Raw genomic sequence first — 26,389 nt, 5'->3', positions numbered from 1 at the left:
GTTGAAATTTTTCCGATGAAAACGACATCCCTTGTAATGATTCTTGGTCTTGGCCTGGCGCTATTCAGCTGTGTAAAACCAAAAGACTATCCCATAGAACCAGAGATTGAATATATTGGTTTTAACAAACTTACTATACTACAGGGCGGACCTAATGCCCTCAATGACACCCTCGTTCTCCGTTTGGGTTTCACCGATGGCGATGGCGACCTGGGTAATGATGACTCCGCTATTGATATTTTCATAACGGACAGCCGGACGCCCGGCTTCCAGGAAATCCGCAAACTGCCGGTTATCCCGGAAGAAGGCGTGGGCAATGGCATCTCCGGTGAAATTATTCTGCGCTTTCCCAACAAGATAGACCAAATTTGCTGCCTTGAGGGGGAGGAAGCATGCGCTGGGCCGATCGAAGGTGTACCTTCAGAGACTTTCTCTTACGAGGTACAAATTCGGGACCGGGCAGGCAACTTAAGTAATGTCGTACAGACTGAAACCGTCACTATCCTATGCGAGTAGTGATTAATAGGCACTGTTCAAAAAGCCAATCAATTTTGACCCTGAGCCAAATTTCACCCAACTCCTCCTTGATTGTATTGTTAGGTTATTATTTGGCAAAAAGCTTAATATTACGGGCAATGGGCTCGGATGTAGTTCCCAGCTTTTGCCATACGCCCAGCTTTCAAAACTCAAATGAGTTTCAACAGAAAATTTTTTCAAATGAAAACGACTGCTTTGGTATTGCTTCTAGGTTTAGGTTTCGCTGCATTCAGCTGTGTCCAACCACCAGACTACCCCGTAGAGCCTGAACTTGAGTATATTGGTTTTAACAAACTTACTTTCCCCCAGGGAGGAGCCAATGCCCCTTTTGACACCCTGGTCCTTCGTCTGGGCTTCACTGATGGTGATGGCGACCTGGGCAATGATGACTCTGCCATTGATATTTTCATAACGGACAGCCGGACGCCCGACTTCCCGGAAATCCGAAAATTACCGGTTATTCCGGAAGAAGGCGTAGGCAACGGCATTTCCGGTGAAATCATTCTGCGTTTTCCCAACCAGGTGTCACAGCTATGCTGCCTTGTGGAAGGCGAGCAGGGCTGCTCTGGCCCGATCCCGGGAGTGCCTTCAGATACCTTCTCTTACCAGGTACAGATTCAGGACCGGGCAGGCAACCTAAGTAATGTGGTACAGACGGAGATGGTCACGCTAATCTGCAACTGACAGCCAGTCGATATTCTTTTTAAGCATGCCTAGCGTTTGTTGCTCCGGGCCTCCCGGTTCCGGTTGGTGGCTGTATTCCCAATGAGCTACTGGTGGCAGGCTCATGAGAATGGATTCGGTACGCCCATCGGTATCGAGCCCGAATTTGGTGCCTTTGTCCCAGACCAGGTTGAACTCCACGTAGCGGCCCCGGCGCAGGGCCTGCCAGCTCAGTTCCCGTTCTCCGTAGGGCTTATCCTGATTCCGTGTGATCAACTCACTGTAGGCAGGAGCAAAAATCTCCCCCACCTCTTTCACAAAGGAAAAAATGGCCTCTTTTGACAGCCCTTCGCTTTCCTCATTCAGCCGGTCAAAGAAAATGCCCCCCACACCCCGCGTTTCTTTACGGTGTTTCAGGTAGAAATAGTCATCCGCCCACTTTTTAAACCGGGGGTAAAATTCGGGATGGTGCCGGTCGCAAACGGCCTTTAGCTGTTCGTGGAAATACCGGGCATCCTTTTTATTAATATAATGTGGCGTCAGATCAATGCCTCCTCCAAACCAATACAGCCCGTTTTCCATCTCAAAGTAACGGACATTCATATGTATGATGGGCACCATCGGGCTGACCGGGTGCTGCACGATACTTACGCCGGTGGCCAGAAAACGGCCAGGCTCCACCCCCAGCGCATGGGTAACCCGCTCCGGCATTTCCCCGTGCACTGCGGAGAAATTGACGCCTCCCTTAGCGATGCGCTGTCCCTGAAGGATACGTGTGCGCCCACCACCGCCACCGGGGCGTTCCCAGGCATCCTCCTGAAACTTCCCTCCGCCATCTGCCGCTTCCAACTGCTGACAAATACTATCCTGCAGCGACTTGAAAAATGAAATGATTTCCTGTTTATCAGTATACATGATGAATTTTCTTATTTTAGTGGCTCGTACTCAACAATTGCACAAAATACATCCCTTTGCTCAAGGCGCACCTATACATATTGTCAAGGCATTGTCAATGCCTTTTCCTGGTCCTCCCTTTGATGTTGATGGCAATGCCCGGTTTCGGTCAATACGATGCACCGGTTGACAGCCTGAAAAGCTTACTACATACGCAGCCTCCCCCCAAAAACCGGGGTATGCTGCTTAACGATATCAGCTATGCCTATAGTGTTTATCAGTTTGACTCGTCAAGGTACTATGCCGAATTAGCAGAGGCAGAGGGCATTGTACAAAAAGACACTTCGGTCATTGCACGGGCTTACATCCTGCAGGGGTCGGCAGCCTCTGCTCAGGGCAACCTGGCTGAATCCATCCGAAAAACGGAACAAGCACTCAACCTGGCACTCGCGATCAATGATAGTACGAATCTCGCCAACGCTTACAACAACCTCGCCCTGGTGGATATGGATGCCGGAGATGCCCAACAGGCACTCAGCCGGTTTCATAAATCCCTGGACTACACTACGAATGACACGCTGGGGCGGGTGTACACCCTCAACAACATCGCTCTGCTCTATTACAACAGCGGAGATAAAGCGGCTTGTGAAAAATATATGGCCCAGGCTATCGCAGAAGCACAAGTGTCTGATGCCCCCTGATCCTTCTTGAAGCCTACTTCACAGAAGGTATGATCAAGATGGAGGATACCACACAACTGGATTCCGCGCTGCTGCTCTTCAACAAGGCTCTCAATATATGCCGGGAATATAAAGACCTGACTACCGAAGTACATACGCTCATCAATATTGCCATCATACATCGCGATGCCAAGCGTACGGAACACAGTGAAAACGTATTGCAAAAGGTCATTAGCCTCTGTGATGAAAACAACTATCCATTTGGTGCCTACTATGCGATCATGGAGCTTGGTGAGTTGTACCTTGACAATAAACTGTACCCCAAAGCCAGGGAAGCTCTCGGGCGTATTCCAACCGGGAGCGCATTGGCACTGGGTGACCAATTGTTGCTGCACGAACTTAAGGCCAGGTATTACCGGGAAACCGGTCAGTACCGGCAGGCATTGTCGGAGCAGGGTTCTGTCCTGTTTTATAAAGACAGCCTGTCCAATACCCTCAAACAACAGGAGCTAACCCGCTTAGAAGTCAACTACGAAGTCGCTCAGAAAAACCGTGCCAACGAAATCCTTGCGCTGGAAAAGGAACAAGCCGAGCAAAAGTCGTCAATCAGCAGCGCCTGGCATTGCTAACCGTATTTACACTGGTGCTCCTGCTCTTCACCACCCTGTTTTTATTGTGGCATCGCCGCCGGTTTAGCCAACAGCTGGAGCTACAGGTAGAACTGCAAACCCAGGAACTGCAAAAGGCTAACCACGAACTGGAGCAGTCCAACCAGGAACTGGAAAGGTTCACCTACATTGCTTCCCATGATTTGAAAGAGCCCCTTCGCAATATCATCAGCTTTACTACGCTGCTGGAGCGAAAGAAGGCACTCTGGGCGGGCCATGATGACGCCAGGGATTTTTTCAGCCATATTAAACGCAGTGCCCGGCAGATGCATACCCTGATTCAGGATGTGCTGGCCTATGCACAGGTGCGCGGAGGTCAGAATCAAACTGCCTTATCAAGAGTTAATCTCAACGAGATCATGGTACAGGTACAGGAAGCCCTGCAGCCCCAACTCGAAGCTAAAAACGCTAAACTCTACAGCGAAAACCTGACTTTCATAGAAGGTACGCCCCACCACTTCTATATCATACTCAAAAACCTGGTCGAGAACGGGCTCAAGTACAACGAGCACGAATCGCCCATGATCATTGTGCGGCAGGCACTGAAAACTGAGAAGCCCCGCTTATTCGTCATCGATAATGGTATTGGCATACCGGATGAATTCAAGCCCAAGGTTTTTGATATGTTCTACCGGTTGCACGGCCGGTCTCAGTACGAGGGCACAGGTCTTGGCCTGGCTATCGTTCAGCGGCTCGCCGGCAGTCTCGGTGCAACCATCGAAATTAGCGACCGCCCGGGCGGCGGCACTATTTTCTCCATTGAGTTTGCTAATTGATACCAGCTTTTTCCGCAGCGGCAGCCACCACGCTTTTGCTGTTGCCGATAAATATCTCGTCCTCTACCACAACTACCGGCCGTTTGAGGAAGGTATATTCCTCAAGGATCAGCCGCTTGTAATCGGCTTCCCCCAGCTCCTGCTCGTGCAGCCCCATAGCCCGGTATTTGCGGGAACGCCGGGTAAACAAAGCTTCATAAGAACCCGCCATGTCATACATCTCCTGTAGCTGTGCTTCGGTTATTGGCTCGGTTTTGATATCTTGCAAGACAAAGCCCTCTCCGCCATTCAGTTCTCCGATGATGCGCTGACAGGTTTTGCAAGTGGACAAGTGATAAATTTTCTTCATCTTTTTTTAGCAAAGATAAACGATGCAACGCATTTCCAATGCCGAACTCATTCTTAATGCCGATGGCAGCATTTACCACCTCAACCTCCGCCCTGAGGATATTGCCCCTACCATCATTACAGTGGGCAACCCCGGCCGGGTAGCCCGGGTCTCTCAATACTTTGACGAGGTACGGGTGAAAAAGGAAAAACGGGAGTTCGTTTGCCATACCGGCCGGATCGGGCAGACGGAGCTATCCGTGCTTTCCACCGGTATCGGCCCCGACAATATTGATATCGTCATTAATGAGCTCGACGCACTGGTGAATATTGATTTCGAAACCCGTGCTCCAAAAGCCGAACATACGGCACTGAATATCATCCGGATCGGCACTTCCGGCTCCCTGCGGGCAGACCTGCCGGTGGACAGTTTTGTGGCTTCAGCCTATGGCATCGGGCTCGACAATATGCTTTCCTTTTACCAGTACCAGCAAAATCTGGCTGAGGCGGAGCTGGAGGACGAACTCCGGGCTTTCCTCAAAGAGAAGATGGACCTGCCCTTTTACGTTTGCGCGGGCAGCAAAGCCCTACTGGAGACAGTTGGGCAGGGCATGCACCATGGTATTACACTAACCGCAGCTGGCTTCTATGGGCCTCAAGGCAGGCAGCTCCGGCTACAGCCCCGCTTCAATACCGAACGGATGGAGCAGCTCGGCCACTTTTACTTTGGCAAAACGCCAATCACCAATTTTGAGATGGAAACCGCTGCTATTTACGGGCTTTGCCGCATGCTGGGCCACCAGGCACTGTCCACCAACGTTATCCTGGCAAACCGCCCCGCTGGGCAGTTCAGCCCGGACCCGAAAAAGTCTGTCGGAAAATTGATTAAATTTGTATTGCAACAGCTTGAATAGCGAACGTACTTTAAAATCGAAGTTGTCTAAAAATGATTTGTATGGAGTTTAGTTTTTCTCAACAAAATGATTGAAAAGGCTAGGAAATGAGCACTCATCCAATTTCTAGCAGATGTCTCGTACCGGACTAAAAGAGATTTGAAGCCATCAATCCAAGCGTTGGTCCGCTCAACAGCAAACCTTTCCTTATACAACTCAGGGTCTACAAGGTATTCATAATCAGTGTTTTTTGCATTCCTTTTGTTGATGTCTATGTTGGCAAGGATTTCCAGCCCATCACAGTACTCTCTAAAGCTCCTGCTGTCAAAACCAGCATCTGCATTCATTACCAAACCTCTTGGGTCGATATCGGCCTGCTCTAAAATTTCGCAGATATTTTTGAATGCCTTGTTAATTTCATAGAGGTCATGATGATTACCTGATACGGGTTTTGACATCGCTAACGGGATTCCGTTGGAGTCAGTCAAAAACAGCATGTTTGTTGTTTTTGCAGATTTCCGGCTTTGATACCCCACTGCCTCACCACCCATTCTAGCTCGGGTCTGGCTACCGTCTAAAGCTACGGTGGACATATCCAAGGCAGCTTTATTTGCTTTCAATAATGCCGTCCATAAGCGATGCCAAGAACCATCTTTAGCCCATTTATTGTAATGATAAAACACTGTTTTATAGGATTTTATGGCAAATCCAAAAAACTGGCGCAGGGGTAACTCTCGCCATTGTGTACCTGTTTTTAGGCGGTATATTATTGCTTTGACCATTTTCCAAAGCTTAACTTTTGGCTTGCGCCCTAGATTTGTTGTGCTCAAATAGGGCATCAAATTGTGTGTGATGAATTTCTTGGTTAATTTTACGTACATAGTTGCGAAAGGAGTTTGGAAAAGTTTAGAGATTTCCAAATATCTCCTTTTGCAACTTTTTGTGCAAACCATCTCGATTTCACCACGATTCTTTTTTAGACAACTTCATATGCACATTGAAAAAAACGTAAAGCTCTTCAGTTCCGGAACCTGCCGGGGGCCTGCACTGGTGATCGATATCCTCATTAAAAACCTCGTAGAAAACGGTGTGAAATACAATACGGCAGCTATCCCGCTCATCACTATCCGGCAAGGCGAAAAAGACCAACATTACTGGATTAGTGTAGAGGATAACGGCATAGGTATCCCAACTGAATTCCAGGAGAAGATTTTCAACATGTTTTTCCGTATGCACGACCGCGGCACTTATCAGGGCACAGGATTAGGGCTGGCTATCGTACGGCGCCTGACAGACTATATCGGGGGCACGATAACCCTGCAGAGTGAAGAAAATAAAGGGAGCGTGTTTACCATTCGATGGCCGAAAGAGAAAACACAGTCGGGCATCAATCACTGACGACCGAGCCGGATCAGCCTGCAGTTGGACATCTGTAAGCCCCTGCAAGAAAGCCAAAACCCGGGCATTGGGTTGCCCTTATCTCAAAAGCTGGCCCAACAAATGAACGGGGCGCTCCGTGTAAAGAGCGCCCCGGGCATGGGTAGTACATTTACCCTCTGTATTCCTGTACAGTAAGGTTAGCCGTTGCCTTTCTTATGATCGGCCAGAAACTTCTCCAGGCCAATGTCCGTTAGTGGGTGCTTCAGCAAGCCCATAGCGGCATCGAGCGGGCAGGTAAAGACATCCGCTCCGGCACGGGCAGCGTCCACAATATGCTTGGCATTACGGATGGAAGCTGCCAGGATTTCTGTTTCGTAGCCCTGAATGGCATAAATTTCAGCAATTTGCTCAATGAGAGCGATACCGTCCCAGCTGATGTCATCAATACGGCCGATGAATGGGGACAGATAAGTCGCGCCTGCTTTGGCAGCCAGGATCGCCTGACCAGCAGAAAAGACCAGCGTGCAGTTGGTGCGAATGCCATTGTCACGGAAGTAGCTTAGGGCTTTTACGCCGTCCTTAATCATCGGTACTTTCACCACGATATTCGGTGCCAGTTTGGAAAGCGCTTCTCCCTCTTTGATGATGCCCTCGAAATCGGTGGAGATCACCTCAGCACTCACATCGCCGTCCACAATTTCACAGATTTTCTGGTAATGGGCGTAGATGTTGTCCTGACCGGTAATGCCCTCTTTGGCCATCAGGGAAGGATTGGTGGTTACACCGTCCAGTATACCTAATTCATTGGCTTCCTTAATTTGATCAAGGCTGGCTGTATCAACAAAAAACTTCATATTTCAGGTTGGTTTTTACAGTATTTTCAGAATAGGTTTCAGAGATAAAACCTGTGGTATCCGCAATAGTTTGGTGAGCCATCTGGAAGGAGAAAAAAATAAGGCGAGCAACACATCGCACCGCTCAACCTACCTACCCTTGCTGCGTTTCCGCCCTGGGGGAGTTCAGCGGGAGCTGGTCGTGTGCGCTCGCCGGACGGCAAAGGTAAGGGGTTCCTTTCGGAATTCCAAAACTCTGCCCCCGGCGTTGTAATTATTTTTGCCCTCCTTTTGGAATAATCTCCGTCTTCTCACCGAAGTATTGCACAAAGCGCTGCATATCAGCAGCTAACTCGGCATTCTGTGTAGCTTTGTAGTAGGTATCCGCCAGTGCCCTCAGGGTTTGGAACATGAAGCGGTCCATTTCAATCACTTGCATCTGCTTGGTCCACAAATCAATCCGAAGGGTATCTTTCGTCTCCCGGTCAAAAATAGACAACAGAAAGGCTTTTGCGGACTGCAGCTCCGGCCCGTCAGGCCCGTCTACCGATGCCCATTGTATGTCGATGGGCATATTTTCAGCATCCAGCCCTACATTAATTTTTATTTCTGACCACTTCTTAACTTCGTCTGCCATGTTATTTTTATCTGGTTTTTCATTCTTAAATATCTGAGGGCGACTAGCCTTCGATTAACCCCCTACCTGCATTAGCGATTTCATAAATCCTTTCCGAATCATAAACGATCTGACCGGGCTGAAGCCCCTGCGCCACAGCAATCATGGCCTTCGCCACATCCTCGGCTTCTACCGGACGGTATTTGCCTACCACCTTGCCTCGGATGAAAGGCGCAACACCCCGGGTCAGGCGCACCGCCAATTGCTCTGCCAGCCGTTGCTCTTGCCTTGGCCCCAGCAGTAATGAGGGCTCGAAGATATGTATACTCCACAGGGGCAGCTCACGGATGGCGGCTTCCAGCTCTCCTTTCACGCGGGAATAGAAAAACAGGGAATCGCGGTCTGCCCCAACGGAAGAAACCAGCATCAACTGATTGGCACCTGCCGCTGCAGCTGCCTTTGCGGTTTCGTAAGCGTAGGTAAAGTCTACTTTGTAGAATGCCTCTTTGCTGCCTGCCTTAGCCATAGTTGTCCCCAGGCAGGAGAAAACATCCTGCCCCTCCATGAGGTGCTGGTAATCAGTGGCTTTGTCAAAATCAATGACATGCTGCACAAGCCCTTCGCCCTCAATATCGAGCTTGCGCCGGCCAAAGCTGACCACCCGTTTGTAGGCAGGGTGCGCAATCAACTGCCGGAGCACAAAGCCGCCGACCAGGCCGGAGCCTCCAAATACCAATGCGGTCTTCTGATGTCTGCTGATTTCCATATATCCGGTAAAAGTAAGAACTTTTCCGTTCTAGTATACCACAGGTAAGGTATAGTAAGAAGCGGAAATGCCGCCCCAGATACCGAGCCCACCCTCTACATTCGACTCAATCAGGGTATAGCTCGAAAAGGGCCCCTGATTAGCCGTATTGAACTCCACGGTATTCCAAAAATCAAAGTGAGCTTTATCTATGGTCATCCACTTCACAGTGATGGTATCACCAACCGTATAGAAGCCAAAAGTCTCCAGGTCAATATCCACACTTCCTCTGGGAATAGGCCGAAAGAGCGGAAATTCCACTACTTCCCCATCAAACAACCGGTCGTCTGTAACAGAAGCCCCCGGACTGATGATGGGGCCGCCATTGGTGCCCACCTGATAGCGGTAAAAGTTGGGCATGCCTGCAGGGTCTTTCAGGTACCCCAACAGCTGCGCCAGCGTATCAACGGGCTCACCCGGTGGAAGCCGGAACCGCAGGGAGTCGATCGGCACCCGTTCCGGAATGCTCGTCACCGCGCGTAGTTGCCGCCCCTCTGCATCCACCAGCAAAGTATAGGTTTTTCCTTCCTCACCAATCATGGAGAAACTCATATCAATGTACACACAGAAGTTGAAGCCGAGGCTGTCCACCGCAAGCCCAAAGGCATCGGCAGCCAGTTGCTTTTCCAGAGGAGATAGCTCATTCAGGCAGATTTCTTCCAGTTGTACGGTATCCTGGCCATCAGTAATGCGTACATCTGCCCCGCTTACGAAATTATCATTGAAGTCTTCGGCGCTAAATTCAGAAAAGAAATTAGTGGACCGCGAAAGAATCACAAATGGTGGGCGTGATTCCGCACCCGCTTCAATGTAGCCCTCCACTACGATTTCCTGAGGCAGGTCAACAGAAGCAGGCACGAATTCCTGCTCGCAGCTTACCGTGAGCCATCCCATTATCAGGACAAAAAAGAAAATACGATTCATGCAGCTTGGTTTCTGCTGGCAGAACAACCGTAGCCCGGGTAAGTTTTCGCTGTTAAGATTTAATCCGCTTATACCGCAAACGGATGGAGTTGCCAATTACCACCACATCCGAAAATGCCATAAACAGTGCGCCCCACATCGGGTTGAGAAAGCCCATAGCGGCGATTGGGATGGCCACAATATTGTAGGCAAAAGCCCAAAACAGATTCTGCTTGATGGTCAGCACCGTATGCTCTGAAATACCAAAGGCTTTGCGAAGGTACTCCAGCTTGCCGTTCAGCAGGATGATCTGTGCGGATTGGATCGCTACCTGGGAAGCATTGCTTAGCGAGACGCCAACGGTTGCCTTAGCCAAAGCCGGCGCATCATTGATGCCATCTCCAACCATAGCAGTAGGCCCCTGAGCAGAAAGAGCCGCAATGCGTTCCAGTTTTTGCTCCGGCAGCTGGGCACCGTAGTACTCCTCAATGCCAAGATAGCCTGCCACTTCAGCGACTTTCGCCTCCTGATCGCCACTCAGAAGCACCGCAGATTTGCCCTGTGATTTCAGGTAAGCCACTGTTTCCGCTGCATCCGCCTTAATATCATCCGCCAAAGTAATAGTCGCCAGCAGGGTATCGTTTTCGATCAGATAGAGGGCTCCCGGCTCGCCGGCGACCTGCGGTGGCAGCATCCGGTCAGAGCCGAGGCGAATGGTATGCCCGTGTTGGTCCCGTGCCTGCAGGCCACGCCCTTTCAGCTCTTCTACCTCCTGCAACTCCACCGCTACGCCATTCACCCGGCTCGCCATCTCCCGGAGCAGGGACTGTGCAATGGGGTGAGAAGAATGCTGTTCCAGTTTGTAAATCAGGGCGTTTGCCTGAGCCTCATCCGGCTGATGGTACTCAATATGCCTGATACGAAAATCCCCGGTGGTCAGTGTACCGGTTTTATCAAAGACTACTTTTTTGACGCGGGAAAAAACCTCCAGGGTTTGCCCGCCTTTCACCAGGATGCCATTCCTCGCCAAACGGCCCACGCCCACCATTACAGCTGTAGGCGTAGCCAGTCCCATTGCGCAGGGGCAGGAAATCACCAGTACAGCGATGGCATTCATCAGCGCCTGCCCGAAAGCCAGCCCAAAGACGAAGTGCCCAAGCAGAAGCGTCAGAAGAGCAATGCTCAATACCACCGGCACGAAAATAGCACTGATTTTATCCGCCAGCCGCTGTATATCCGGCTTGTCCTGTTGAGCGGTTTTCACCAGTTCTATCATTTGGCTCAATACCGTGTCCCGGCCTGCTGCCGTCACTTCCATTTTTACAGAACCGCCAACGATCACCGAGGCCCCGATGACCTGATCACCAGCCGACTTGTTCACCGGCAGGCTTTCGCCCGTCAGCATAGACTCGTCCACAGCCGCTTCCCCTTCCAGGATTTGGCCATCCAGAGGCACTTTATCGCCTTCGTTCACCAGCAGGGTATCGCCCACTTTGACTTCTTCCCGCTTCAGCGTGACCACCGCACCGGAGGGCATGATCTTACGTGCGGTCTCTACCTGTAGCTTCGTCAGCTCCCCAATCGCAGTCGTAGTCTGCTCCACCGCTCGCTTTTCAAGCCAGTTGCCCACCAGCACCAGGGTAACAATCGTAGCGCTCGTCTCATAAAAAATGTAATTGGCTTCCCAGAGCAGTGTCCCCACAAGGCTGTAAACGAAGGCGGCTGTGCTGCCTACAAAGATCAGCACATCCATATTGGGCACCCCTCCTTTAAGCGAGCTAAGGGCCGAGCGCCCGAAGTGCAGGAACCCGATCACGAAAGGTGGCAGGCACAGGGCCATTTGAAACCAGTAATTTTCCATGATGACCAACTCCACACCCGCCATCATAAAGAAGTGGTACATCAGCAGAGGGAAAGTGAAGATGGCACTAACCAGCAATTTACGCTCCAGCGTCCACCATGGCCCTTTGGCATCGCTGTCCTCATCCACCACCGAAAAGCCCAGTTTGTGGATGCCTTGCCGGACTTTCTCCCGGTCGATGCCCGATGCTGTCTCCCGGTAGCGTACCTCCTTAGTCTGGAAATTCACATACACCTCTTCCAGGCCTTTACGCTCCAGGAATTTATTCAGGCTTGCCGCGCAGTTGTTGCACGTCATGCCCTCTACTTTCAACTCTACAATATCGTTAGCCATAGTGATGGTTGCTTTTCTGTCTGAATATAGAAAGGATGCTAAACCTTGACCGCCCTTTCACACTTGTTAAAGGTATGGAGCAGTTGTTTAATTTGGAACAGCTACCTTCGTATTATTAACACATCAATCCAAAATCAGATTAATGATGAGAACGCTAAGCCTGTTATTTGTGCTTGCCTTGTTTTTCACCGGCTGCCAGAGCGGCGGCAGCACCAACGAAACAGAAGAAACGACAGCCGACACCACTGCGGTGGATTCAGAACCTGCTACCAGGTATTCCCTTACGCCTTTCAGTGAGTCAAAAGCCTATCCTGATGCGGCTATTGAGGGTGTTACCTATGATGCCGGGAAATTCAACTTCACCATAAGTGGAGAAACGTACGAACTCGGTGTACAAACACCCGACGCAGACGCTAAAATGTGCGCCAACAGCGCTAAAGGCCAGCACATCCACCTGATTATCGATGATCAGCCCTATGCTGCCAAATACGAGGCTTCCTTTGACTACGAAATCGAGGACGGCGACCACTACATGCTTGCTTTTCTTTCCCGCTCCTACCACGAGAGTATCAAGACAGATCAGGCACATGTTGCTAAGAAAGTAACGATTGAGAACAATGGTTTCATGGCGGTCGATAATATTACAGAACCTATTCTGTTCTACAGCCGCCCTAAAGGTACGTACACTGGCAAAGCCCAAACCGAAAAGGTCATGCTCGACTTTTACCCGGTCAATGTACCAGGCTTCGGTACCGACCACATGGTGAAAGCCACTATCAACGGCGAAGACCATATGATCGACACCTGGCAGCCATACTATGTAGAAGGTCTTCCAATGGGCGAGAACACCATCACACTGACCCTCGTTGATGCCGAAGGCAATAAAGTAGATACGCCGCTCAATCCGGTTACCCGTACCTTTACCCTGCAGGAGGACCCGGCAGAGTAAATATTGAGCGCATCGCTTACCTATTTAAAGCGAAATAATCACTATACAGGCAGTCCGCACCCGCGGGCTGCCTTTCTTGTTACCCCCTCAATACAAAAAGTGCTGCTCGCACACTGTGCGGCAGCACCCAAAAGCCAGTAAACCAGTAGCCCTTTGGCTACTAACAAACAAACATTCTTGACGCTCCAAAGGGAAAAGTGCAGCCCGTGTAGCAGGTGATCTTGCCCCACACTGCTCTCCTTACCATTCTAAAGATGACGGATACGGGCTACACCTGTATAATCCCTTTCGAAGTTGGCTCTCCCACCGCAGGCGCAGCATTCTGCACCCATATTCCGGTGTTTTAGTATTTTGATGTAGTTTCGTTTTTCAATGACATCTAACTAATACCAACAACCGTGCCAAAAATGAAAAACCACCTTTTCCTCCTGTTTGCTTTTGTGCTGCTTTGGAGCTGTAATGGCTCTGAAACCAAGGCGCCACCTTACGCTGCACAAAAAACCGCCCTGGCAAATGAAGCCGCGGTGGTATCTCCCCACCCCTTGACCACGCAAGTCGGCATAGACATTCTCAAAAAAGGTGGAAACGCAGTCGATGCAGCCATTGCCGTGCAATTTGCCATGGCTGTTGCCTATCCGCGGGCAGGGAACTTAGGCGGAGGTGGCTTTATGGTGCTCCGGCAGCCTGATGGCAACACCGCTGCGCTCGATTACCGGGAGCGCGCCCCTTTGGCTGCTCAGCGGGATATGTATCTTGACAGCACCGGGCAGGTGATCGAAGGGCTTAGCCGCAATGATGCGCTGGCTGCGGGCATTCCGGGTACGGTAGCGGGTATGGAAGCGGCCTTTAAAAAGTATAGCACACTGCAAGACTGGGAGGCGCTGCTGGAACCCGCCATCCGTCTGGCAGAGGAAGGCTACCCCATCTCCCCTGCCGAAGCGGAACGCCTCAATAGTTTCCAGGAAGCCTTCCGCACCTATAACGAAGGGCCCAACCCCTTCATCCGCGACACCTTTGAAGCCTGGTACCTCCTCCGGCAACCGGTGCTGGCCCGCACCCTGCGCAAAATTCAACAACTGGGCGCCCGGGGGTTCTATGAAGGCCCGGTAGCAGAAGCCATGGTACAGGAATCCCGGTCCCGCAACGGTATCTTCACCCTGGAGGACCTGGAGCGCTATGAACCTGCCTGGCGCACACCAACCCGCGCCAATTACCGGGGCTATACCGTCATTAGCATGCCTCCTGCTTCGAGCGGTGGGGTGGCGCTTTCGCAAATGCTAAACATGGTGGAACCCTTCAATTTACACGAAAAGCCCTTCCATAGCGCTGAAGCCGTCCACCTTATGGTAGAAGCAGAGCGCCGCGCCTTTGCCGACCGGGCAGCCCACCTGGGCGATACCGACTTCTACGATGTGCCTGTGGACTCCCTCATGAGCCGGGCTTATCTCGACCGGCAGATGGCTAACTTCGACCCTGCACAGGCTACGCCAAGCGACAATATCATTGCAGGAGACTTCCAGCTGCTTAAAGAGAGTTTTGAAACCACCCATACCTCAGTGGTAGATGCAGAAGGCCGGGCGGTATCCATCACCACTACGCTCAATTCCAACTTTGGCTCCAAGGTGTGGGTACGAGGCGGCGGCTTCTTTCTCAACAATGAGATGGATGACTTCAGTGCCAAACCCGGCGTGCCCAATCAATTTGGGCTAGTGGGCGCAGAAGCCAATGCCATTGCCCCCAAAAAGCGGATGCTCAGCTCCATGACCCCCACTATTGTGGAGCGGGACGGGCAATTGTATATGGTCCTGGGCGCACCGGGCGGCTCCACCATCATTACAGCTGTATTTCAAGTCATCACGAATGTTACTGACTTTGGAATGTCTTTAGAGGAGTCGGTTAATGCCGGCCGTTTCCACCACCAATGCCTGCCTGATGAAATCCTGGTGGAGCGTGGTGCCCTGCCCGACAGCACTATGGCACAGCTCAAAGCCATGGGGCATACCTTCCGGGAAATTGAGCGCATGGCAGTGATCAAGGCTATCCTTAGAGACAAGGATGGTACGCTCCATGCAGTAGGCGATTTCCGTAACCCCGATGATGATGCAAAGGGGTATTGAGAAAAGTGTCGAGGATTCAAAAATAATGCCCGGGCTCCGGAATTTAACCGGAGCCCGGGCATTGTACGTTTCGAATTGAGGCCAATTACAGTTTCCCCGGGAAATGCCCCGGGTTCACCTCGTGCATCATTTTATAAACCTGCTCAAAGACATCCTCCGGACTGGGCTTGGTATAGTAATCGCCATTAGAGCCATAAGGAGGGCGGTGGGCACGCGCGGTAAGCGTCACCGGATCGGAATCAAGGTAGCGATAGCCGCCCTGCACTTCCAGCACCTCCCGCATCATAAATGCCGTAGCGCCACCGGGCACATCCTCATCCATAAAAATAATGCGGTTGGTCTTTTTCAGGGATTCCAGGATGATATGCTCGAGGTCGAAGGGAAGTAGGGTCTGCGCATCTATTAATTCCACAGAGATGCCCTGTTCTTCCAACAACTGCACCCCTGCCTGCGCTACGCGAACGCAGGAGCCGTAAGTCACCAGCGTCACATCTTTGCCCTTACGCAACACTTCCGGCACACCCAACGGAATGGTGTACTCACCGAGATTGTCCGGCACGCGCTCTTTAAGACGGTAACCGTTGAGGCACTCTACGACCAGAGCCGGGTCATCAGATTGCAGGATGGTGTTGTAGAAGCCGGCCGCCTGTACCATATCACGGGGCACAATGACATAAATCCCACGCAGGGCGTTCAAAATCATACCCATAGGCGAACCAGCATGCCAGATCCCCTCCAGCCGGTGCCCGCGTGTACGGATGATAGCCGGTGCTTTCTGCTGGCCATTGCTGCGCCAGCGTAGCGTTGCCAGGTCATCCGTTAGTGGCTGCAGCCCGTAAATCAGGTAATCGAGGTACTGAATCTCTGCGATGGGGCGGAGGCCGCGCATCGCCATGCCAACCGCCTGCCCCATGATGGTCCACTCCCGGATACCGGTATCGAAGACCCGGCCTTTGCCATATTTCTGCTGCATGCCTGCGAAGCCCTGATTCACATCGCCAATATCGCCGACATCTTCACCGAAAGCACAAAGCTCCGGGTACTGCGCCAGTTTTTTGTCAAAGAAAGCATTAAGGACTTCATAGCCGTTTTTGACTTCAGAGTCTTCTGAGAAAGCTTTATGCACCACCGGTACATTCAGGGCAGCCTGAGGCGAGTCACTGTACAGGTGGGCATGGTAATGCTTATGGGCGAGCTGATAGGATTGTTCAATCCAGTTGCGAAGCCCAGCTTCCGCCTCCAGCCCGGCACCCATAATCTGGTAGAGCATCCGTCGGGCAACTTGCGTGACCTCTCCGTCTACAGGGTGCATGAGCCGTTCAAGCTCCTGCTTCAGCTCGTCGCAGGGGCCATTATCCTCAGGGATTTGCCCGAAGACCGATTTCAGGTCTTTGATACGTTTTTTGGTCGGTGCATTTACTGCTTTCCATGCTTTATCACGACTCTCTTTAGCATAAGCTTTGGCATCCTTACGGATTTTCTTCGCTTCCTCTTCGGTGAAGATGCCTTCTTTGACCATCCATCGCTCCATTAGCAGGATGGGGTCGTGGTCTTTTTCCCACTGCAGGCGCTCTTTTGATTTGTAGCGTTCGTGAGAACCGGAAGTGGAGTGCCCCTGCGGCTGAGTAACTTCTGTAATGTGGAACAGGGCCGGGCGGTGGGTCTCTCTCATTTTGGCGATACCTTTCATGTAGGTTTCCACCAACTCCGGATAGTTGCCGGCTTTGACCACGTAGATGTCCATACCGGTATCTTCGCCTTCAGTTTGGAACCCCTGAAGTGCTTTGGAAATACTCCCTTTAGCAGTCTGGTACTCTATAGGAACAGAAATACCGTAGCCATCATCCCAAACGGATATCGCAAGCGGCACCTGTTGAACGGCAGCAGCGTTGACCGTTTCCCAGAAAACGCCCTCAGAAGTTGAAGCGTCACCGATAGTCACAAAGCTGATTTCCTTACCATCCTGAGAAAAGTCTCCCCCGCTTAGCATCTCTGCATTTACCCGATAATGTTTGGAAGCCAGGGCGAGCCCCAAGGCACGGGCCATCTGCCCTGCCGTGCTGGAGATATCTGCACTAACGTTAAAGTGATTAAGCAAGTCGAGCCATTCGCCTTCATTATCAATGGTAGGGGTACCGAAATGGCCGTTCATCTGACGGCCACCAGAGAAAGGGTCGTTTTCAGGATCGGCATAGAGCTGGGCGAAAAAGTCTTCCACCGTTGCCAGGCCAAGAGCGAACATAAAGGTCTGATCACGGTAATAACCGCTGCGCCAGTCGCCTTTGCGGAACGCTTTGGCCATGGCCACCTGAGGCACCTCTTTGCCATCGCCGGTAATGCCGAACTTAGCTTTTCCGGTCAGCACCTCCTTGCGGGCTAACAAGCTGGCTTCCCGGCTGATACAGCAAATTTCAAAATCTTTGATAATTGATGCTCTGGATGGCCCGTCTTCTGAGTTAGCAGATTCACGGGTGAAGGAATGGTCTAGCATACTTTTATCAGTTATACTGGTTATAATTTGGTTTATTTTGCGCTTTTGCAAAATTTAATTTCAAAGGGCTTGGTTTGAGCTATGCTAATATACAAAAAATTTGGCACAACCACTACCTAAAAAGACAAAGAAAGCCGGTAATTGTTCGCAACTTAAGCGGCCCGTCCCTGTTTGTTAAAGGGTGGATTAACAACTCATTAACCATAATGTAAGCGGCTCAGCTTTTATATTGACAGCATTAACTGTATTTTTGGGTCGCATCCAATTTATTTGTGATCTATCAAAAAAAGAATAACGTGATGAAGAAAGTATTTTCCGTATTAGCGCTGCTGGCCCTGGTAGCTACTGTAGGATTTAGTCAGAGTGATGCTGTAGCCACTCCGGTTGCTGCCGAAGAAGCTGCAGAAGGCCCTCAGATGTCTTTTGAAACTGAAACTGTAGACTACGGCACGATTGAGCAGGGATCTGACCCTTACCGTGTATTTAAGTTTACCAACACGGGCACAGAGCCTCTGATCATCACGCATGCCAAAGGCAGCTGTGGCTGTACAGTGCCTACATATCCAAAAGAGCCTATCGCACCAGGCGAAACGAATGAGATCAAGGTCCGCTACGATACTAACCGCCTCGGTAAGTTCACCAAGCGCGTAACCCTGACTACCAACGCCGGTGAAGAGAAGCAGATGCTGACCATTAAGGGCGAAGTGGTGAAGAAGCCGGAAGAGCCTGCTGGCTTACCTGCCAATGAAGGCAATATGTTCAACAATCAGTAATCGTTCTATTCGTTACTGTCTACTAAAAAGCCCCGGACTGAAAATCAGTCCGGGGCTTTTCTTTTGGAATGGCAGGTGAAACTTGCGCCTGCATGTTAACTCAAACCTTTTTGCCCTGATCGGGTTATTTCTGATGCAACCCTTGAACAGGGGGACAAAAAAACCCTTACTTGCAATGAAGTAAGGGCCTCTAACCCAAACAAATAAACACAAAAACTACTTCTTAGGTGTGTACCACAAACATAGGATGAATTCTAATAATAGCCAAATTAATATATTTGGTTTCGTGACATCCTACATACGATTTACGACATGCAATATACAAAAGAAACAGGAATAAATCGTATTTTTTCGTGACGAATTTGCATCGTATTGAGAAGCATTTATAGTGTCACACTTTTTTCATTTAACTCATTGAGCAGTTAAGACATAAGGACAAGACAATAATCAGCAACTTTGTGACATAAAAAATCAGACATGCTTTTACTACTTTCACCAGCTAAGACCCTTGATTACAGTGATTCTTCAACAGAACTGCACGATCAGCCCCGGCTTCTCAGTGACAGTAAACCTCTGATTGATATCCTAAAGGATAAATCAGAATCCGAGCTCATGGACCTCATGAAAATCAGCGAAGACCTGGCTACTGTTAACCGGGAGCGCTATCAGGACTTTGAGACACCCTTTGACCTGAATAATGCCAAGCAGTCTGTTTTGGCTTTCAAGGGCGATGTATACGTTGGGCTGGGCGCAGAGGATTTCTCCGAAGAAGACCTCAAATTCGCTCAGACACAAATCCGTATCCTCTCCGGGCTTTACGGAGTGCTCCGCCCACTGGACCTGATGCAGCCCTACCGGCTTGAAATGGGCACTAAGCTCCAAAACGAACGCGGCAAAAACCTTTATGAATACTGGGGCGACCGCATTACCGAACTGCTCAACGCTGACCTGAACGCCAACGGGCAGGACAAAAGCGTCATCAACCTCGCTTCCAAAGAGTATTTCTCTGCTGTGAAGCCCAAAGACCTCGCGGGAAAGCTTTATCAGGTTGACTTCAAGGAACACCGGGACGGGAAATATAAAATCATCGCCTTTTACGCCAAGAAGGCGCGTGGTATGATGGCGCGCTACGCCGTCAAAAACCGCATCACCGCACCTGAGGGCCTCAAAGCGTTCGATATGGACGGCTATAGTTTTAATGCGCGATTGTCCAAAGATCAGCACTTTGTGTTTACCCGTGAAAGCTAATCGTTATCGGTCAGCTTAAGATAATCCCGTACTGTAGTCAGAAAATACGACCGTTCATCCCCATCCTCAAAAAGCGGGGCGAAGGTAGAATCCGCAGCAGCGGCATACCAGGTTTCGCCCCGCTTAAGGCTTTCGTAGAGGCGCAGTCCCAGTTCATATTGTTGCACTGGCGTGGGCGGTTGCAGTTGCAGGACTTCTAAAGACCAGCTGGTATCCTGCGATATCGTCAAAGGCGACAGAAAGCCCGCTTCCCAGGCGTTGGTTTGCAGGAAAAGGTATGCTTCATCCTCCAGCCAGTTGTTAGCGATAACCGGATAGATGGCTGGACGTTTTGTGATGGGTTCAAATTTACTGAGCCGGTACAGCTCAATGCGGCTCCTGGGCTGTTCATCTACGGTATACTGTGTGCTCCTCATATTTTTGAAATACAGCAGGGATGGCGGTGTGGTGCGAAACCGGCGGTCTCCTGTACCCTTTTGACGCTCAGTGGAATCGGGGCTACAGGCCAGACAAATGAAAAAAAGACCAATGACAGCCCAGGAAGTTTTCATATCTTTCTTTTTTAAATTGCCCTAACTAACAACATGCGACAGATAAGGTTTTTCTTTGCCCTGCTGCTGACCACCGGCCTGACGATACTGGCCAGCCTGCACCAGCCCCTGGGGTCTCCCCTGCCCGCAATAGGCCAATTCCTGAGCCCTTTTACCGGGTTTTGGCAAAATGCTGAGCGAGCCGATAAATTTCCGGACGAAAACCTCGTATTCCCACAGCTTTCCGCTCAAAGTGAGGCCCTGTTCGATGAGCGGGGCGTGCCCCACATCTTCGCGCAAAGCAACGATGATGCTGCTTTCATACAGGGCTACATCCATGCCCGCGACCGGCTCTGGCAGATGGATATTTCGGTACGGGCTACCATCGGGCGCCTGTCTGAAGTGATGGGCGAGCGTACCCTGGAGCGCGATCGTTTACAGCGGCGCAAAGGGCTGCTGTGGGGGGCTGAGAATGCGCTGAAAAAGTGGATGTCTTCTCCGGAGGAAGCTGCCATCATCAACGCTTACTGCGAGGGAGCCAATGCGTATATCAATAGCCTTAGCCCGGCAGACTATCCCATCGAATTCAAGTTGCTGGGTTATGCGCCGGAGCCATGGACGCCACTGCACATCGCCGCTTTTTACAAATCCATGTCAGAAGCCCTTTGCAGCCGGCACGAGGACATTCCTGCTACTAATGCGCGATTACTGCTTGGCGACAGCCTTTTTCAGGTGCTTTACCCTGAGCATAACCCGAAGCAATCCCCCATTATTCCGGATGTTGTTCAGTGGGATTTCAATCCGTTACCCCTGGCATCTTCCGCAACCGGCGACAGCATGCTGAGCAGCGGTGCAACCCGAACGCCCTTCGAGCTCCCCTCGCCATTTATTGGCAGCAACAACTGGGCGGTGAGCGCCGAAAAAACAGCCAACGGAGCCCCCATCCTATGTAATGACCCCCATCTGCAGCTCCGCCTGCCCGCTGTGTGGTATGAAGTACAAATGCAAACGCCGGAATACAATGCCTATGGGGTATCCTTCCCGGGTGTACCTGGCATCATAATCGGATTTAATAAGAATATGGCTTGGGGTGTCACCAATGTAGGGCACGATGTGCTCGACTGGTACCGGATCGACTGGGCGAACCCCGAGAAAACAGCCTACCGGATTGATGGGGAGGAAAAGCCTGTGCGGGAAGTCGTGGAAGTCATTCAGGTCAAAGGGCGCGATGAACCCCTGCGGGATACCGTCCGCTACACCGTCTGGGGGCCGGTCACCTACGATGACCCGGAACATCCCAATCATGATATGGCGATGCGCTGGCTGGCCCACGATGAGCCGGCAGAAAAGCCTTTTTACGCCCTCGGTGTTTTCACGCGCCTGATGGGCGGGCAGGGGCTGTCAGACTATCAAATGGCCCTGCGTGGGTGGGAAAGCCCAGCCCAAAACTTTGTCTTCGCCAGCAAAGCCAATGATATTGCGATTACCGTAAATGGAAAACTGCCTCTGAAAGAAGACCAACAGGGGCGTTTCGTACAGGACGGCAGCCGCTCGGCTTCAGGCTGGAAAGGCTTTATCCCCCACGAGCACCTGCCACGGGTAGTCAACCCCGAGCGGGGCTTTGTCTCCTCCGCCAACCAACGGTCAACCGCACCTGATTATCCATACTACTACAGCGGTGGCTTTGACGATTACCGGGGCCGCTACATCAACCGTCGCCTGGCGGAGATGGAAAATATTACCGTGGAGGATATGAAAGCCCTCCAACTGGACAGCCGCAGCCTGAAACCGGAGGATGCACTGCCGGTACTGCTGCAATTACTCGACAGCACGGCTTCCGAATTAGGAGCGCACGAACGGGTCAAAACGTTGAGAAACTGGGACTATAATTTTACGAAGGATGGGGAAGCACCCAGCCTGTTTGAGGACTGGTTTGAAGCCGCTTACGCACAAGCTTTTGATGAATTCACCGTATGGGAGGACTCTCTGGAAGTCCTTAAGCCTGAAGACTGGCGGTTCATTGAGCTACTGGCCACCCAACCCGGCCATGCCATTTTTGACCATCAGTCTACTCCGGAGGTGGAAACCGCCGAGGAGGTCGTCCTAATGGCACTGAAAAAAGCACTGGAACAGCCACCGGTCTCCTGGGCAGAGCATAAGTCAACTGACATCGGGCACATGGCCATGATCCCTGCTTTTTCCAGATTAGACCTGGACGTAGGAGGCTATGGAGATGCGCCCAATGCCATTAAGCCCGACCACGGTCCTTCCTGGCGTATGGTAGTAGAGTTGGGTGAGCAGCCCAATGCGTGGGGCGTATTCCCCGGCGGCCCTTCCGGCAATCCAGGCAGTGCCTTTTATGATCCTATGGTGACGCCCTGGGTGGAAGGGCAGTACAACCGCCTGCACCTGCTGGACAGCCCTGATGACCCCGCTGTAAAGCCCCTTTACCGACTCACCTTCAAAACTGCTGAATAACTATGCAAAAGACATTATCAGCCACAATAGCCATTCTCGTAGGAGGCGCTGTAGGCCAGGCGCTGCTGGCCTGGTGGAGCCTGCCAGTGCTTGCTGCCCTGATTGCCCTTATTTTCCGTTTGCGCCCCCGCCCTGCCCTGTTGGGCGGATTCCTCGGCGGGCTATTGCTGTGGGGAGGTTATGCTGCGGTCCTTAATGCCCAGAACGATGGTATTTTAAGCGCAAGAATTGGTGAGCTCTTTGGTGGGATCGGCGGGCCACTACTCGTACTGATCACCGGGCTTTTTGGCGCAATATTTGCCGCCCTTGGCGCCTGGACCGGAAGCCTGGCCAGAGGAGATTCAGGCTCCTGATAGCCATGCTTTTCAACCGGCTTAGCCCATGCGAATAGCGTCCCAAACCTTAATTCTGTCGAATAACCTTGACCGGTGGCGTTCATATCGTTACCTTGAATATCGAAATGCTAAAACAGCGTAATGGAAAACAGCAGTTACGAACAGGCCCGCAAAAGGGTTAAGGAAAAAAAGAAGTTCTACGAGCACTTAGGCTCTTTTCTCATTGTTAATATTTTCCTGTTTTTGTTGAACATCTTCACTTCACCAAGCCACTTTTGGTTTATCTATCCACTCCTGGGATGGGGTGTGGGGCTAATGAGCCACTACTATCAGGTATTCGGCTTTCCAGGCATGCGGGGGGAAACCGCAGAATGGGAACAGCGGGAAATGGAAAAGGAAATGCGCCGGCTCGAAGGTGGCTACCATGAAGAAGACCACCTGGAGCTTCGGGAATTGGATAAAAAACCTCAAAGAAAGTGGCGTGATGAAGACTTGGTCTAAATGACAGTAATCTACATCCCGCCCGGCGTGCGCTCTGCCTCCGGCTGAGCGACGCTTTTGTAGTAGACCCTTGACCCGGGAGCTACACTACGGGTAATCCATACATTACCACCAATCACACTGTCGTGGCCAATGATGGTCTCCCCTCCTAAAATCGTAGCGCCGGAGTAAATCACAACGTTATCTTCTATTGTAGGGTGGCGCTTGGTTTTCGCATATTCTTTGCGGACACTCAATGCGCCCAGTGTTACGCCCTGATAAATTTTCACGTTGTTGCCAATTTCCACCGTCTCTCCGATAACGATACCTGTGCCGTGATCAATGCAGAACCGCTCGCCAACGGTGGCACCGGGATGTATATCAATCCCTGTTACCCCATGCACATGCTCGGTAAGAATCCGTGGTATTAAAGGAACCCCCAGCCGGTGAAAAGTATTGGCTAACCGGAATACCGCAATGGCACGGAAGCCCGGGTAAGTCCGGATGACCTCCGTACGGCTAACGGCTGCCGGATCCCCTGCCATGATCGCATCCGCATCCATCTGAAGGAGCTCGTAATTCCGGGGCAGCTCGTCCAGGAAAGCAGCTTCAAGGTCCTCCGCCCGCGTAGGCAGCAGGTCTTCAATCTTTTCAAGCAGGGTAAAGAGTTCCAGCTTCAGTTGCTGATAATGCTGGCCAACCTCCCTTTCGCTGCGGTAGCGCCGGTTGGACAGTTCCGGAAACATAACGCTAAGCAACCCATCCAGCCAACTGCACACCTCGCTAGGCGAAGGGATTTTGCGGGAATCGCGATGGGCGTGGAACAATTGCTGAATAAACTGTTGCTCTTTCATGATGATTTATTCATAAGGGCTTCCAGAAAAATAAAATACACAACTAGTTTTGTTCTAACATTGCACAAAATCAACCATAGGGCGGGTTTTGTGTAATGTTGGGGCAAAAGCTTTTTGAAAGTTGTGCATTTTTATTTTTGCCCCACTACTAATGTCTAATCATAAAAGTTGAACACCGGAAAAGTTTTACGAAGGCTTGCGTATTTCTGCCCATGCTGCTTTGGTACGGTCGTGTATCTTGGTTTTGACAAACTGCTCCAGGGCGGGGAAGTCGTCTTTGTCAAATGTTTCCTGGATTTGCCCTTCGCTGAGATAGCTTGCCCGGTCGCACACCTGCCTTACTGTAGCCATAATGTGGGAGCTGAGCAGCAGGCAAAGGCCGTTGCGCCTCAACTCTTCCAAGATTTCATACAGAATTTCCGTACTCTCGAGGTCCAGCCCGCTGAAAGGCTCGTCCAGCAGCAAAACCTGATAGCCGCCCGCTAAAATACCCAGCAATGCCAGCTTTTTTCGCATCCCGGTGGAATAGGTCTCGGTCAGGTCTTTCAGTGGCAGCTGAAAAAGCCCGTTCCACTTATCGATTCGGAAGCCCGGGTTGCGATGGCTGCACAGCTCCAGGTATTCCTGCCCAGTCTGATACGGATAGAAATAGGGCTCTGCGGGCAGGTACCCCATCCCGGCAGGCGACAAAGGCGCTCCCTGCCAGCTGACTTCCCCGGAAAATGCAGGGCCCAGACGGCATAAGGCTTTAAAAAAAGTGGTTTTCCCGGCTCCGTTGACCCCCAATATACCGTGTACTTCACCTGCCGCAGCTTTCAGATTGATCGTGTCCAGGATGAGCGTATTGCCATAGCCGGCAGTCAGGTTGCTGATGTTAAGCATCGTATGCCATTTTGAAGTGATGCCGCGCTCTTTTCACAAACCGCAGCAGGTAAATGCCTACCACTGGCAGGAGGGGGGGAAAGAACAGGCTAAAATAAGCCAGGGTGACTGGCAGGCTTTGCATGACCCGTTGCCGACCCGGGTGCCAGGTGGCGTATTTGTAAGCAATGGAGAAAGCCAGCATCAGCGCAATAAAGCCTAAACCAATGAATGCCAGGTACCAGTATTGCAGATGAAAAACCAGGTGCAAAGCCAGGCCCGGCCCAAAAACCACCAACTGCAGCGCAAAATGCCGAAGCCCGTGCCGCCATAGGCCTACTCCATTCACGATGACCGCTATCGTTACCTCCCGGGGTTCCTGATATTCAAAAACCGATGGGATTAAGCTGGCCCAAAGCAACAACACGATCGGCAAGACCGCCATACCGTAGGGTGCTGTCAGGCTTAGCAACCAAAGCAGAGCAAACAGAACACCGTAACGCTTCAGCGCGCTCCGCCACTCAAAAAGTGCAACGGGCAACCAGCTTACGTTCAACTTTGGATTGAATGCCGCCCGGGAAGCCCGAACGGGCAGGAAGCCACAAGAAAGACTACACAAAACCGCGGCCGGCCACATCAGCCAATTCCCTATGTAAATCAGAAAAGGCAATACCACCACAGTACTCACCATAGCATATTCGAGCCCCAGGACCCAGCCCACCAGAAACCCGGATCGCTCCAGGAAAAAGTGGTCTTTACGCCTGTAGTGCCAGCTTATGGACAAGAGCAACGCAATTAACGGGATACACCACCCGGGTGCCCCGTCCATTGCTTCAATCCCCTGCAGCGCAAAGACCAGCAGCAGCGGCAGGGCAATCACACCAGGCCAGCCTGCGGAATACAGTATACGCCCGAGCTGCCGCAGCCGGAAACGAAAATAGACTTTGAAACTGTGAATGGAATAACTCATGCGCTCATTTATGACCAGGCTCAAATTAGCCAAATCAGGGGTATTCTCTCCTCATCATTCTGCCAACACCCCCTGATTGAAGACAAAACGCCCGAACGACACCTAAAATAATGAACATTCTGCATCTGTTCCTG

The 26,389-nt window shown here is 51.3% G+C and carries 28 protein-coding genes and 1 other RNA gene; 15 read left to right on the top strand and 14 right to left on the bottom strand.

Going from position 1 to position 26,389, the window contains the following annotated elements; translation table 11 throughout:
- Positions 1 to 15 precede the first annotated feature (15 nt).
- Both IX84_RS17030 and IX84_RS17025 read left to right on the top strand, forming a co-directional pair.
- On the top strand, positions 16 to 516 hold the full coding sequence (locus tag IX84_RS17030; RefSeq protein ID WP_076650656.1) for a hypothetical protein: 501 nt from the start codon (positions 16 to 18) through the stop codon (positions 514 to 516).
- Positions 517 to 717: 201 nt separating this feature from the next.
- Complete coding sequence (locus tag IX84_RS17025; RefSeq protein WP_076650659.1) at positions 718 to 1,221, top strand: hypothetical protein; 504 nt, start codon at positions 718 to 720, stop codon at positions 1,219 to 1,221.
- On the opposite strand, the gene hemF is transcribed toward IX84_RS17025, so the two are convergent.
- A complete protein-coding gene (gene hemF, locus IX84_RS17020) occupies positions 1,207 to 2,115 on the bottom strand; it encodes an oxygen-dependent coproporphyrinogen oxidase (protein ID WP_044223462.1) in 909 nt (302 codons plus the stop codon). The genes IX84_RS17025 and hemF overlap by 15 nt on opposite strands.
- Before the next feature lie 218 nt (positions 2,116 to 2,333).
- Between hemF and IX84_RS17015 the strand changes: the two genes are divergently transcribed.
- The 3 genes from IX84_RS17015 to IX84_RS17005 are packed head-to-tail and all read left to right on the top strand — an operon-like array spanning position 2,334 to position 4,218.
- Positions 2,334 to 2,795 carry a tetratricopeptide repeat protein gene (locus IX84_RS17015; RefSeq protein WP_160213813.1) on the top strand — a complete coding sequence of 154 codons (462 nt, stop codon included), beginning with the start codon at positions 2,334 to 2,336 and terminating at the stop codon, positions 2,793 to 2,795.
- 29 nt (positions 2,796 to 2,824) lie between these two features.
- Positions 2,825 to 3,403, top strand: a complete 579-nt coding sequence (locus tag IX84_RS17010) for a tetratricopeptide repeat protein (RefSeq protein ID WP_044223457.1) — start codon at positions 2,825 to 2,827, stop codon at positions 3,401 to 3,403.
- Entirely contained in the window at positions 3,397 to 4,218 is an 822-nt protein-coding gene (locus IX84_RS17005; protein WP_052516106.1) for a sensor histidine kinase, read from the top strand. Before IX84_RS17010 ends, IX84_RS17005 begins: the two co-directional genes overlap by 7 nt.
- On the opposite strand, the gene IX84_RS17000 is transcribed toward IX84_RS17005, so the two are convergent.
- The gene (locus IX84_RS17000; RefSeq protein WP_044223455.1) at positions 4,211 to 4,567 is read right to left on the bottom strand and encodes an arsenate reductase family protein; all 357 of its coding nucleotides are present in this window, start codon (positions 4,565 to 4,567) and stop codon (positions 4,211 to 4,213) included. The genes IX84_RS17005 and IX84_RS17000 overlap by 8 nt on opposite strands.
- 22 nt (positions 4,568 to 4,589) lie before the next feature.
- Here IX84_RS17000 and IX84_RS16995 point away from each other — a divergent pair, with 22 nt between their 5' ends.
- Positions 4,590 to 5,459, top strand: coding sequence for a nucleoside phosphorylase (locus tag IX84_RS16995; RefSeq protein ID WP_044223453.1), 870 nt, complete (start codon positions 4,590 to 4,592; stop codon positions 5,457 to 5,459).
- Between the two features lie 26 nt (positions 5,460 to 5,485).
- Here IX84_RS16995 and IX84_RS16990 read toward each other — a convergent pair whose 3' ends face one another.
- Complete coding sequence (locus IX84_RS16990) at positions 5,486 to 6,358, bottom strand: IS5 family transposase (RefSeq protein ID WP_238578221.1); 873 nt, start codon at positions 6,356 to 6,358, stop codon at positions 5,486 to 5,488.
- A 70-nt stretch (positions 6,359 to 6,428) separates the two neighbouring features.
- Here IX84_RS16990 and IX84_RS16985 point away from each other — a divergent pair, with 70 nt between their 5' ends.
- Both IX84_RS16985 and IX84_RS34630 read left to right on the top strand, forming a co-directional pair.
- Complete coding sequence (locus IX84_RS16985) at positions 6,429 to 6,836, top strand: sensor histidine kinase (protein WP_044223451.1); 408 nt, start codon at positions 6,429 to 6,431, stop codon at positions 6,834 to 6,836.
- Positions 6,837 to 6,860: 24 nt separating this feature from the next.
- Positions 6,861 to 7,013: an ATP-binding protein gene (locus tag IX84_RS34630; protein WP_394333435.1), complete on the top strand. Its 153-nt coding sequence runs from the start codon at positions 6,861 to 6,863 to the stop codon at positions 7,011 to 7,013.
- A 2-nt stretch (positions 7,014 to 7,015) separates the two neighbouring features.
- Here IX84_RS34630 and fsa read toward each other — a convergent pair whose 3' ends face one another.
- From fsa to IX84_RS16960, 6 genes are all read right to left on the bottom strand, one after another.
- Positions 7,016 to 7,672 carry a fructose-6-phosphate aldolase gene (fsa, locus tag IX84_RS16980; protein ID WP_044223449.1) on the bottom strand — a complete coding sequence of 219 codons (657 nt, stop codon included), beginning with the start codon at positions 7,670 to 7,672 and terminating at the stop codon, positions 7,016 to 7,018.
- A 99-nt stretch (positions 7,673 to 7,771) separates the two neighbouring features.
- Positions 7,772 to 7,866, bottom strand: an RNA gene (ffs, locus tag IX84_RS31875) — signal recognition particle sRNA small type.
- A gap of 59 nt (positions 7,867 to 7,925) precedes the next feature.
- Positions 7,926 to 8,288 carry a gliding motility protein GldC gene (locus IX84_RS16975; RefSeq protein ID WP_044145359.1) on the bottom strand — a complete coding sequence of 121 codons (363 nt, stop codon included), beginning with the start codon at positions 8,286 to 8,288 and terminating at the stop codon, positions 7,926 to 7,928.
- Positions 8,289 to 8,331: 43 nt separating this feature from the next.
- Positions 8,332 to 9,033, bottom strand: coding sequence for an NAD(P)H-binding protein (locus IX84_RS16970; protein WP_044223447.1), 702 nt, complete (start codon positions 9,031 to 9,033; stop codon positions 8,332 to 8,334).
- Positions 9,034 to 9,063: 30 nt separating this feature from the next.
- Entirely contained in the window at positions 9,064 to 9,996 is a 933-nt protein-coding gene (locus tag IX84_RS16965; RefSeq protein ID WP_044223445.1) for a DUF4249 domain-containing protein, read from the bottom strand.
- 52 nt (positions 9,997 to 10,048) lie between these two features.
- Complete coding sequence (locus IX84_RS16960; protein ID WP_044223443.1) at positions 10,049 to 12,169, bottom strand: heavy metal translocating P-type ATPase; 2,121 nt, start codon at positions 12,167 to 12,169, stop codon at positions 10,049 to 10,051.
- 142 nt (positions 12,170 to 12,311) lie between these two features.
- Between IX84_RS16960 and IX84_RS16955 the strand changes: the two genes are divergently transcribed.
- Positions 12,312 to 13,118: a hypothetical protein gene (locus tag IX84_RS16955; protein ID WP_052516104.1), complete on the top strand. Its 807-nt coding sequence runs from the start codon at positions 12,312 to 12,314 to the stop codon at positions 13,116 to 13,118.
- 407 nt (positions 13,119 to 13,525) lie between these two features.
- Positions 13,526 to 15,235 carry a gamma-glutamyltransferase gene (gene ggt, locus IX84_RS16950; protein ID WP_044223441.1) on the top strand — a complete coding sequence of 570 codons (1,710 nt, stop codon included), beginning with the start codon at positions 13,526 to 13,528 and terminating at the stop codon, positions 15,233 to 15,235.
- An 85-nt stretch (positions 15,236 to 15,320) separates the two neighbouring features.
- Here ggt and IX84_RS16945 read toward each other — a convergent pair whose 3' ends face one another.
- The gene (locus tag IX84_RS16945) at positions 15,321 to 17,726 is read right to left on the bottom strand and encodes an alpha-ketoacid dehydrogenase subunit alpha/beta (RefSeq protein WP_081968807.1); all 2,406 of its coding nucleotides are present in this window, start codon (positions 17,724 to 17,726) and stop codon (positions 15,321 to 15,323) included.
- Positions 17,727 to 18,025: 299 nt separating this feature from the next.
- On the opposite strand from IX84_RS16945, the gene IX84_RS16940 reads away from it, so the two are divergent.
- Together IX84_RS16940 and yaaA are read left to right on the top strand one after the other, a co-directional pair.
- Positions 18,026 to 18,499 carry a DUF1573 domain-containing protein gene (locus IX84_RS16940; RefSeq protein ID WP_044223439.1) on the top strand — a complete coding sequence of 158 codons (474 nt, stop codon included), beginning with the start codon at positions 18,026 to 18,028 and terminating at the stop codon, positions 18,497 to 18,499.
- Between the two features lie 477 nt (positions 18,500 to 18,976).
- Complete coding sequence (gene yaaA, locus IX84_RS16935; RefSeq protein ID WP_044223437.1) at positions 18,977 to 19,747, top strand: peroxide stress protein YaaA; 771 nt, start codon at positions 18,977 to 18,979, stop codon at positions 19,745 to 19,747.
- Here the strand turns inward: yaaA and IX84_RS16930 are convergent.
- A complete protein-coding gene (locus IX84_RS16930; RefSeq protein ID WP_044223436.1) occupies positions 19,744 to 20,298 on the bottom strand; it encodes a hypothetical protein in 555 nt (184 codons plus the stop codon). The two genes, yaaA and IX84_RS16930, sit on opposite strands and share 4 nt — an antisense overlap.
- Before the next feature lie 33 nt (positions 20,299 to 20,331).
- On the opposite strand from IX84_RS16930, the gene IX84_RS16925 reads away from it, so the two are divergent.
- The 3 genes from IX84_RS16925 (at position 20,332) to IX84_RS16915 (ending at position 23,591) form a co-directional block, all read left to right on the top strand.
- Positions 20,332 to 22,755 (top strand): penicillin acylase family protein, encoded by a 2,424-nt coding sequence (locus tag IX84_RS16925; protein WP_044223434.1) that lies wholly within the window; start codon positions 20,332 to 20,334, stop codon positions 22,753 to 22,755.
- 2 nt (positions 22,756 to 22,757) lie between these two features.
- Entirely contained in the window at positions 22,758 to 23,108 is a 351-nt protein-coding gene (locus IX84_RS16920) for a hypothetical protein (protein WP_052516102.1), read from the top strand.
- Between the two features lie 123 nt (positions 23,109 to 23,231).
- The gene (locus IX84_RS16915) at positions 23,232 to 23,591 is read left to right on the top strand and encodes a 2TM domain-containing protein (protein ID WP_052516100.1); all 360 of its coding nucleotides are present in this window, start codon (positions 23,232 to 23,234) and stop codon (positions 23,589 to 23,591) included.
- A gap of 11 nt (positions 23,592 to 23,602) precedes the next feature.
- On the opposite strand, the gene IX84_RS16910 is transcribed toward IX84_RS16915, so the two are convergent.
- The 3 genes from IX84_RS16910 to IX84_RS16900 all read right to left on the bottom strand — a co-directional run bounded on the left by IX84_RS16910 (position 23,603) and on the right by IX84_RS16900 (position 26,255).
- Entirely contained in the window at positions 23,603 to 24,424 is an 822-nt protein-coding gene (locus IX84_RS16910; protein WP_044223432.1) for a serine O-acetyltransferase, read from the bottom strand.
- Between the two features lie 186 nt (positions 24,425 to 24,610).
- Positions 24,611 to 25,306 carry an ATP-binding cassette domain-containing protein gene (locus IX84_RS16905; protein ID WP_044223429.1) on the bottom strand — a complete coding sequence of 232 codons (696 nt, stop codon included), beginning with the start codon at positions 25,304 to 25,306 and terminating at the stop codon, positions 24,611 to 24,613.
- Entirely contained in the window at positions 25,299 to 26,255 is a 957-nt protein-coding gene (locus IX84_RS16900; protein ID WP_044223427.1) for a hypothetical protein, read from the bottom strand. The genes IX84_RS16905 and IX84_RS16900 overlap by 8 nt, the downstream gene beginning before the upstream one ends.
- Positions 26,256 to 26,389: the final 134 nt, after the last annotated feature.

Origin of the sequence: Phaeodactylibacter xiamenensis (assembly GCF_000759025.1) — a bacterium.
GTDB classification, from domain to species: Bacteria; Bacteroidota; Bacteroidia; order Chitinophagales; family Saprospiraceae; genus Phaeodactylibacter; species Phaeodactylibacter xiamenensis.
This window is presented reverse-complemented; position numbering and strand designations above follow the sequence as displayed.

What these genes read in the sequence shown, in the direction of transcription:
- IX84_RS17000 (WP_044223455.1), bottom strand. Translation starts at nt 4,567, where the DNA reads ATGAAGAAAATTTATCACTTGTCCACTTGCAAAACCTGTCAGCGCATC.
- IX84_RS16960 (WP_044223443.1), bottom strand. Translation starts at nt 12,169, where the DNA reads ATGGCTAACGATATTGTAGAGTTGAAAGTAGAGGGCATGACGTGCAAC.
- IX84_RS16925 (WP_044223434.1), top strand. Translation starts at nt 20,332, where the DNA reads ATGCGACAGATAAGGTTTTTCTTTGCCCTGCTGCTGACCACCGGCCTG.
- IX84_RS17025 (WP_076650659.1), top strand. Translation starts at nt 718, where the DNA reads ATGAAAACGACTGCTTTGGTATTGCTTCTAGGTTTAGGTTTCGCTGCA.
- ggt (WP_044223441.1), top strand. Translation starts at nt 13,526, where the DNA reads ATGAAAAACCACCTTTTCCTCCTGTTTGCTTTTGTGCTGCTTTGGAGC.
- IX84_RS16975 (WP_044145359.1), bottom strand. Translation starts at nt 8,288, where the DNA reads ATGGCAGACGAAGTTAAGAAGTGGTCAGAAATAAAAATTAATGTAGGG.
- IX84_RS16915 (WP_052516100.1), top strand. Translation starts at nt 23,232, where the DNA reads ATGGAAAACAGCAGTTACGAACAGGCCCGCAAAAGGGTTAAGGAAAAA.
- hemF (WP_044223462.1), bottom strand. Translation starts at nt 2,115, where the DNA reads ATGTATACTGATAAACAGGAAATCATTTCATTTTTCAAGTCGCTGCAG.
- IX84_RS17030 (WP_076650656.1), top strand. Translation starts at nt 16, where the DNA reads ATGAAAACGACATCCCTTGTAATGATTCTTGGTCTTGGCCTGGCGCTA.
- IX84_RS16995 (WP_044223453.1), top strand. Translation starts at nt 4,590, where the DNA reads ATGCAACGCATTTCCAATGCCGAACTCATTCTTAATGCCGATGGCAGC.
- IX84_RS16940 (WP_044223439.1), top strand. Translation starts at nt 18,026, where the DNA reads ATGAAGAAAGTATTTTCCGTATTAGCGCTGCTGGCCCTGGTAGCTACT.
- IX84_RS16965 (WP_044223445.1), bottom strand. Translation starts at nt 9,996, where the DNA reads ATGAATCGTATTTTCTTTTTTGTCCTGATAATGGGATGGCTCACGGTA.
- IX84_RS17010 (WP_044223457.1), top strand. Translation starts at nt 2,825, where the DNA reads ATGATCAAGATGGAGGATACCACACAACTGGATTCCGCGCTGCTGCTC.
- yaaA (WP_044223437.1), top strand. Translation starts at nt 18,977, where the DNA reads ATGCTTTTACTACTTTCACCAGCTAAGACCCTTGATTACAGTGATTCT.
- fsa (WP_044223449.1), bottom strand. Translation starts at nt 7,672, where the DNA reads ATGAAGTTTTTTGTTGATACAGCCAGCCTTGATCAAATTAAGGAAGCC.
- IX84_RS16900 (WP_044223427.1), bottom strand. Translation starts at nt 26,255, where the DNA reads ATGAGTTATTCCATTCACAGTTTCAAAGTCTATTTTCGTTTCCGGCTG.
- IX84_RS16985 (WP_044223451.1), top strand. Translation starts at nt 6,429, where the DNA reads ATGCACATTGAAAAAAACGTAAAGCTCTTCAGTTCCGGAACCTGCCGG.
- IX84_RS17015 (WP_160213813.1), top strand. Translation starts at nt 2,334, where the DNA reads ATGCTGCTTAACGATATCAGCTATGCCTATAGTGTTTATCAGTTTGAC.
- IX84_RS16920 (WP_052516102.1), top strand. Translation starts at nt 22,758, where the DNA reads ATGCAAAAGACATTATCAGCCACAATAGCCATTCTCGTAGGAGGCGCT.
- IX84_RS16970 (WP_044223447.1), bottom strand. Translation starts at nt 9,033, where the DNA reads ATGGAAATCAGCAGACATCAGAAGACCGCATTGGTATTTGGAGGCTCC.
- IX84_RS16910 (WP_044223432.1), bottom strand. Translation starts at nt 24,424, where the DNA reads ATGAAAGAGCAACAGTTTATTCAGCAATTGTTCCACGCCCATCGCGAT.
- IX84_RS16905 (WP_044223429.1), bottom strand. Translation starts at nt 25,306, where the DNA reads ATGCTTAACATCAGCAACCTGACTGCCGGCTATGGCAATACGCTCATC.
- IX84_RS16945 (WP_081968807.1), bottom strand. Translation starts at nt 17,726, where the DNA reads ATGCTAGACCATTCCTTCACCCGTGAATCTGCTAACTCAGAAGACGGG.
- IX84_RS16955 (WP_052516104.1), top strand. Translation starts at nt 12,312, where the DNA reads ATGATGAGAACGCTAAGCCTGTTATTTGTGCTTGCCTTGTTTTTCACC.
- IX84_RS16930 (WP_044223436.1), bottom strand. Translation starts at nt 20,298, where the DNA reads ATGAAAACTTCCTGGGCTGTCATTGGTCTTTTTTTCATTTGTCTGGCC.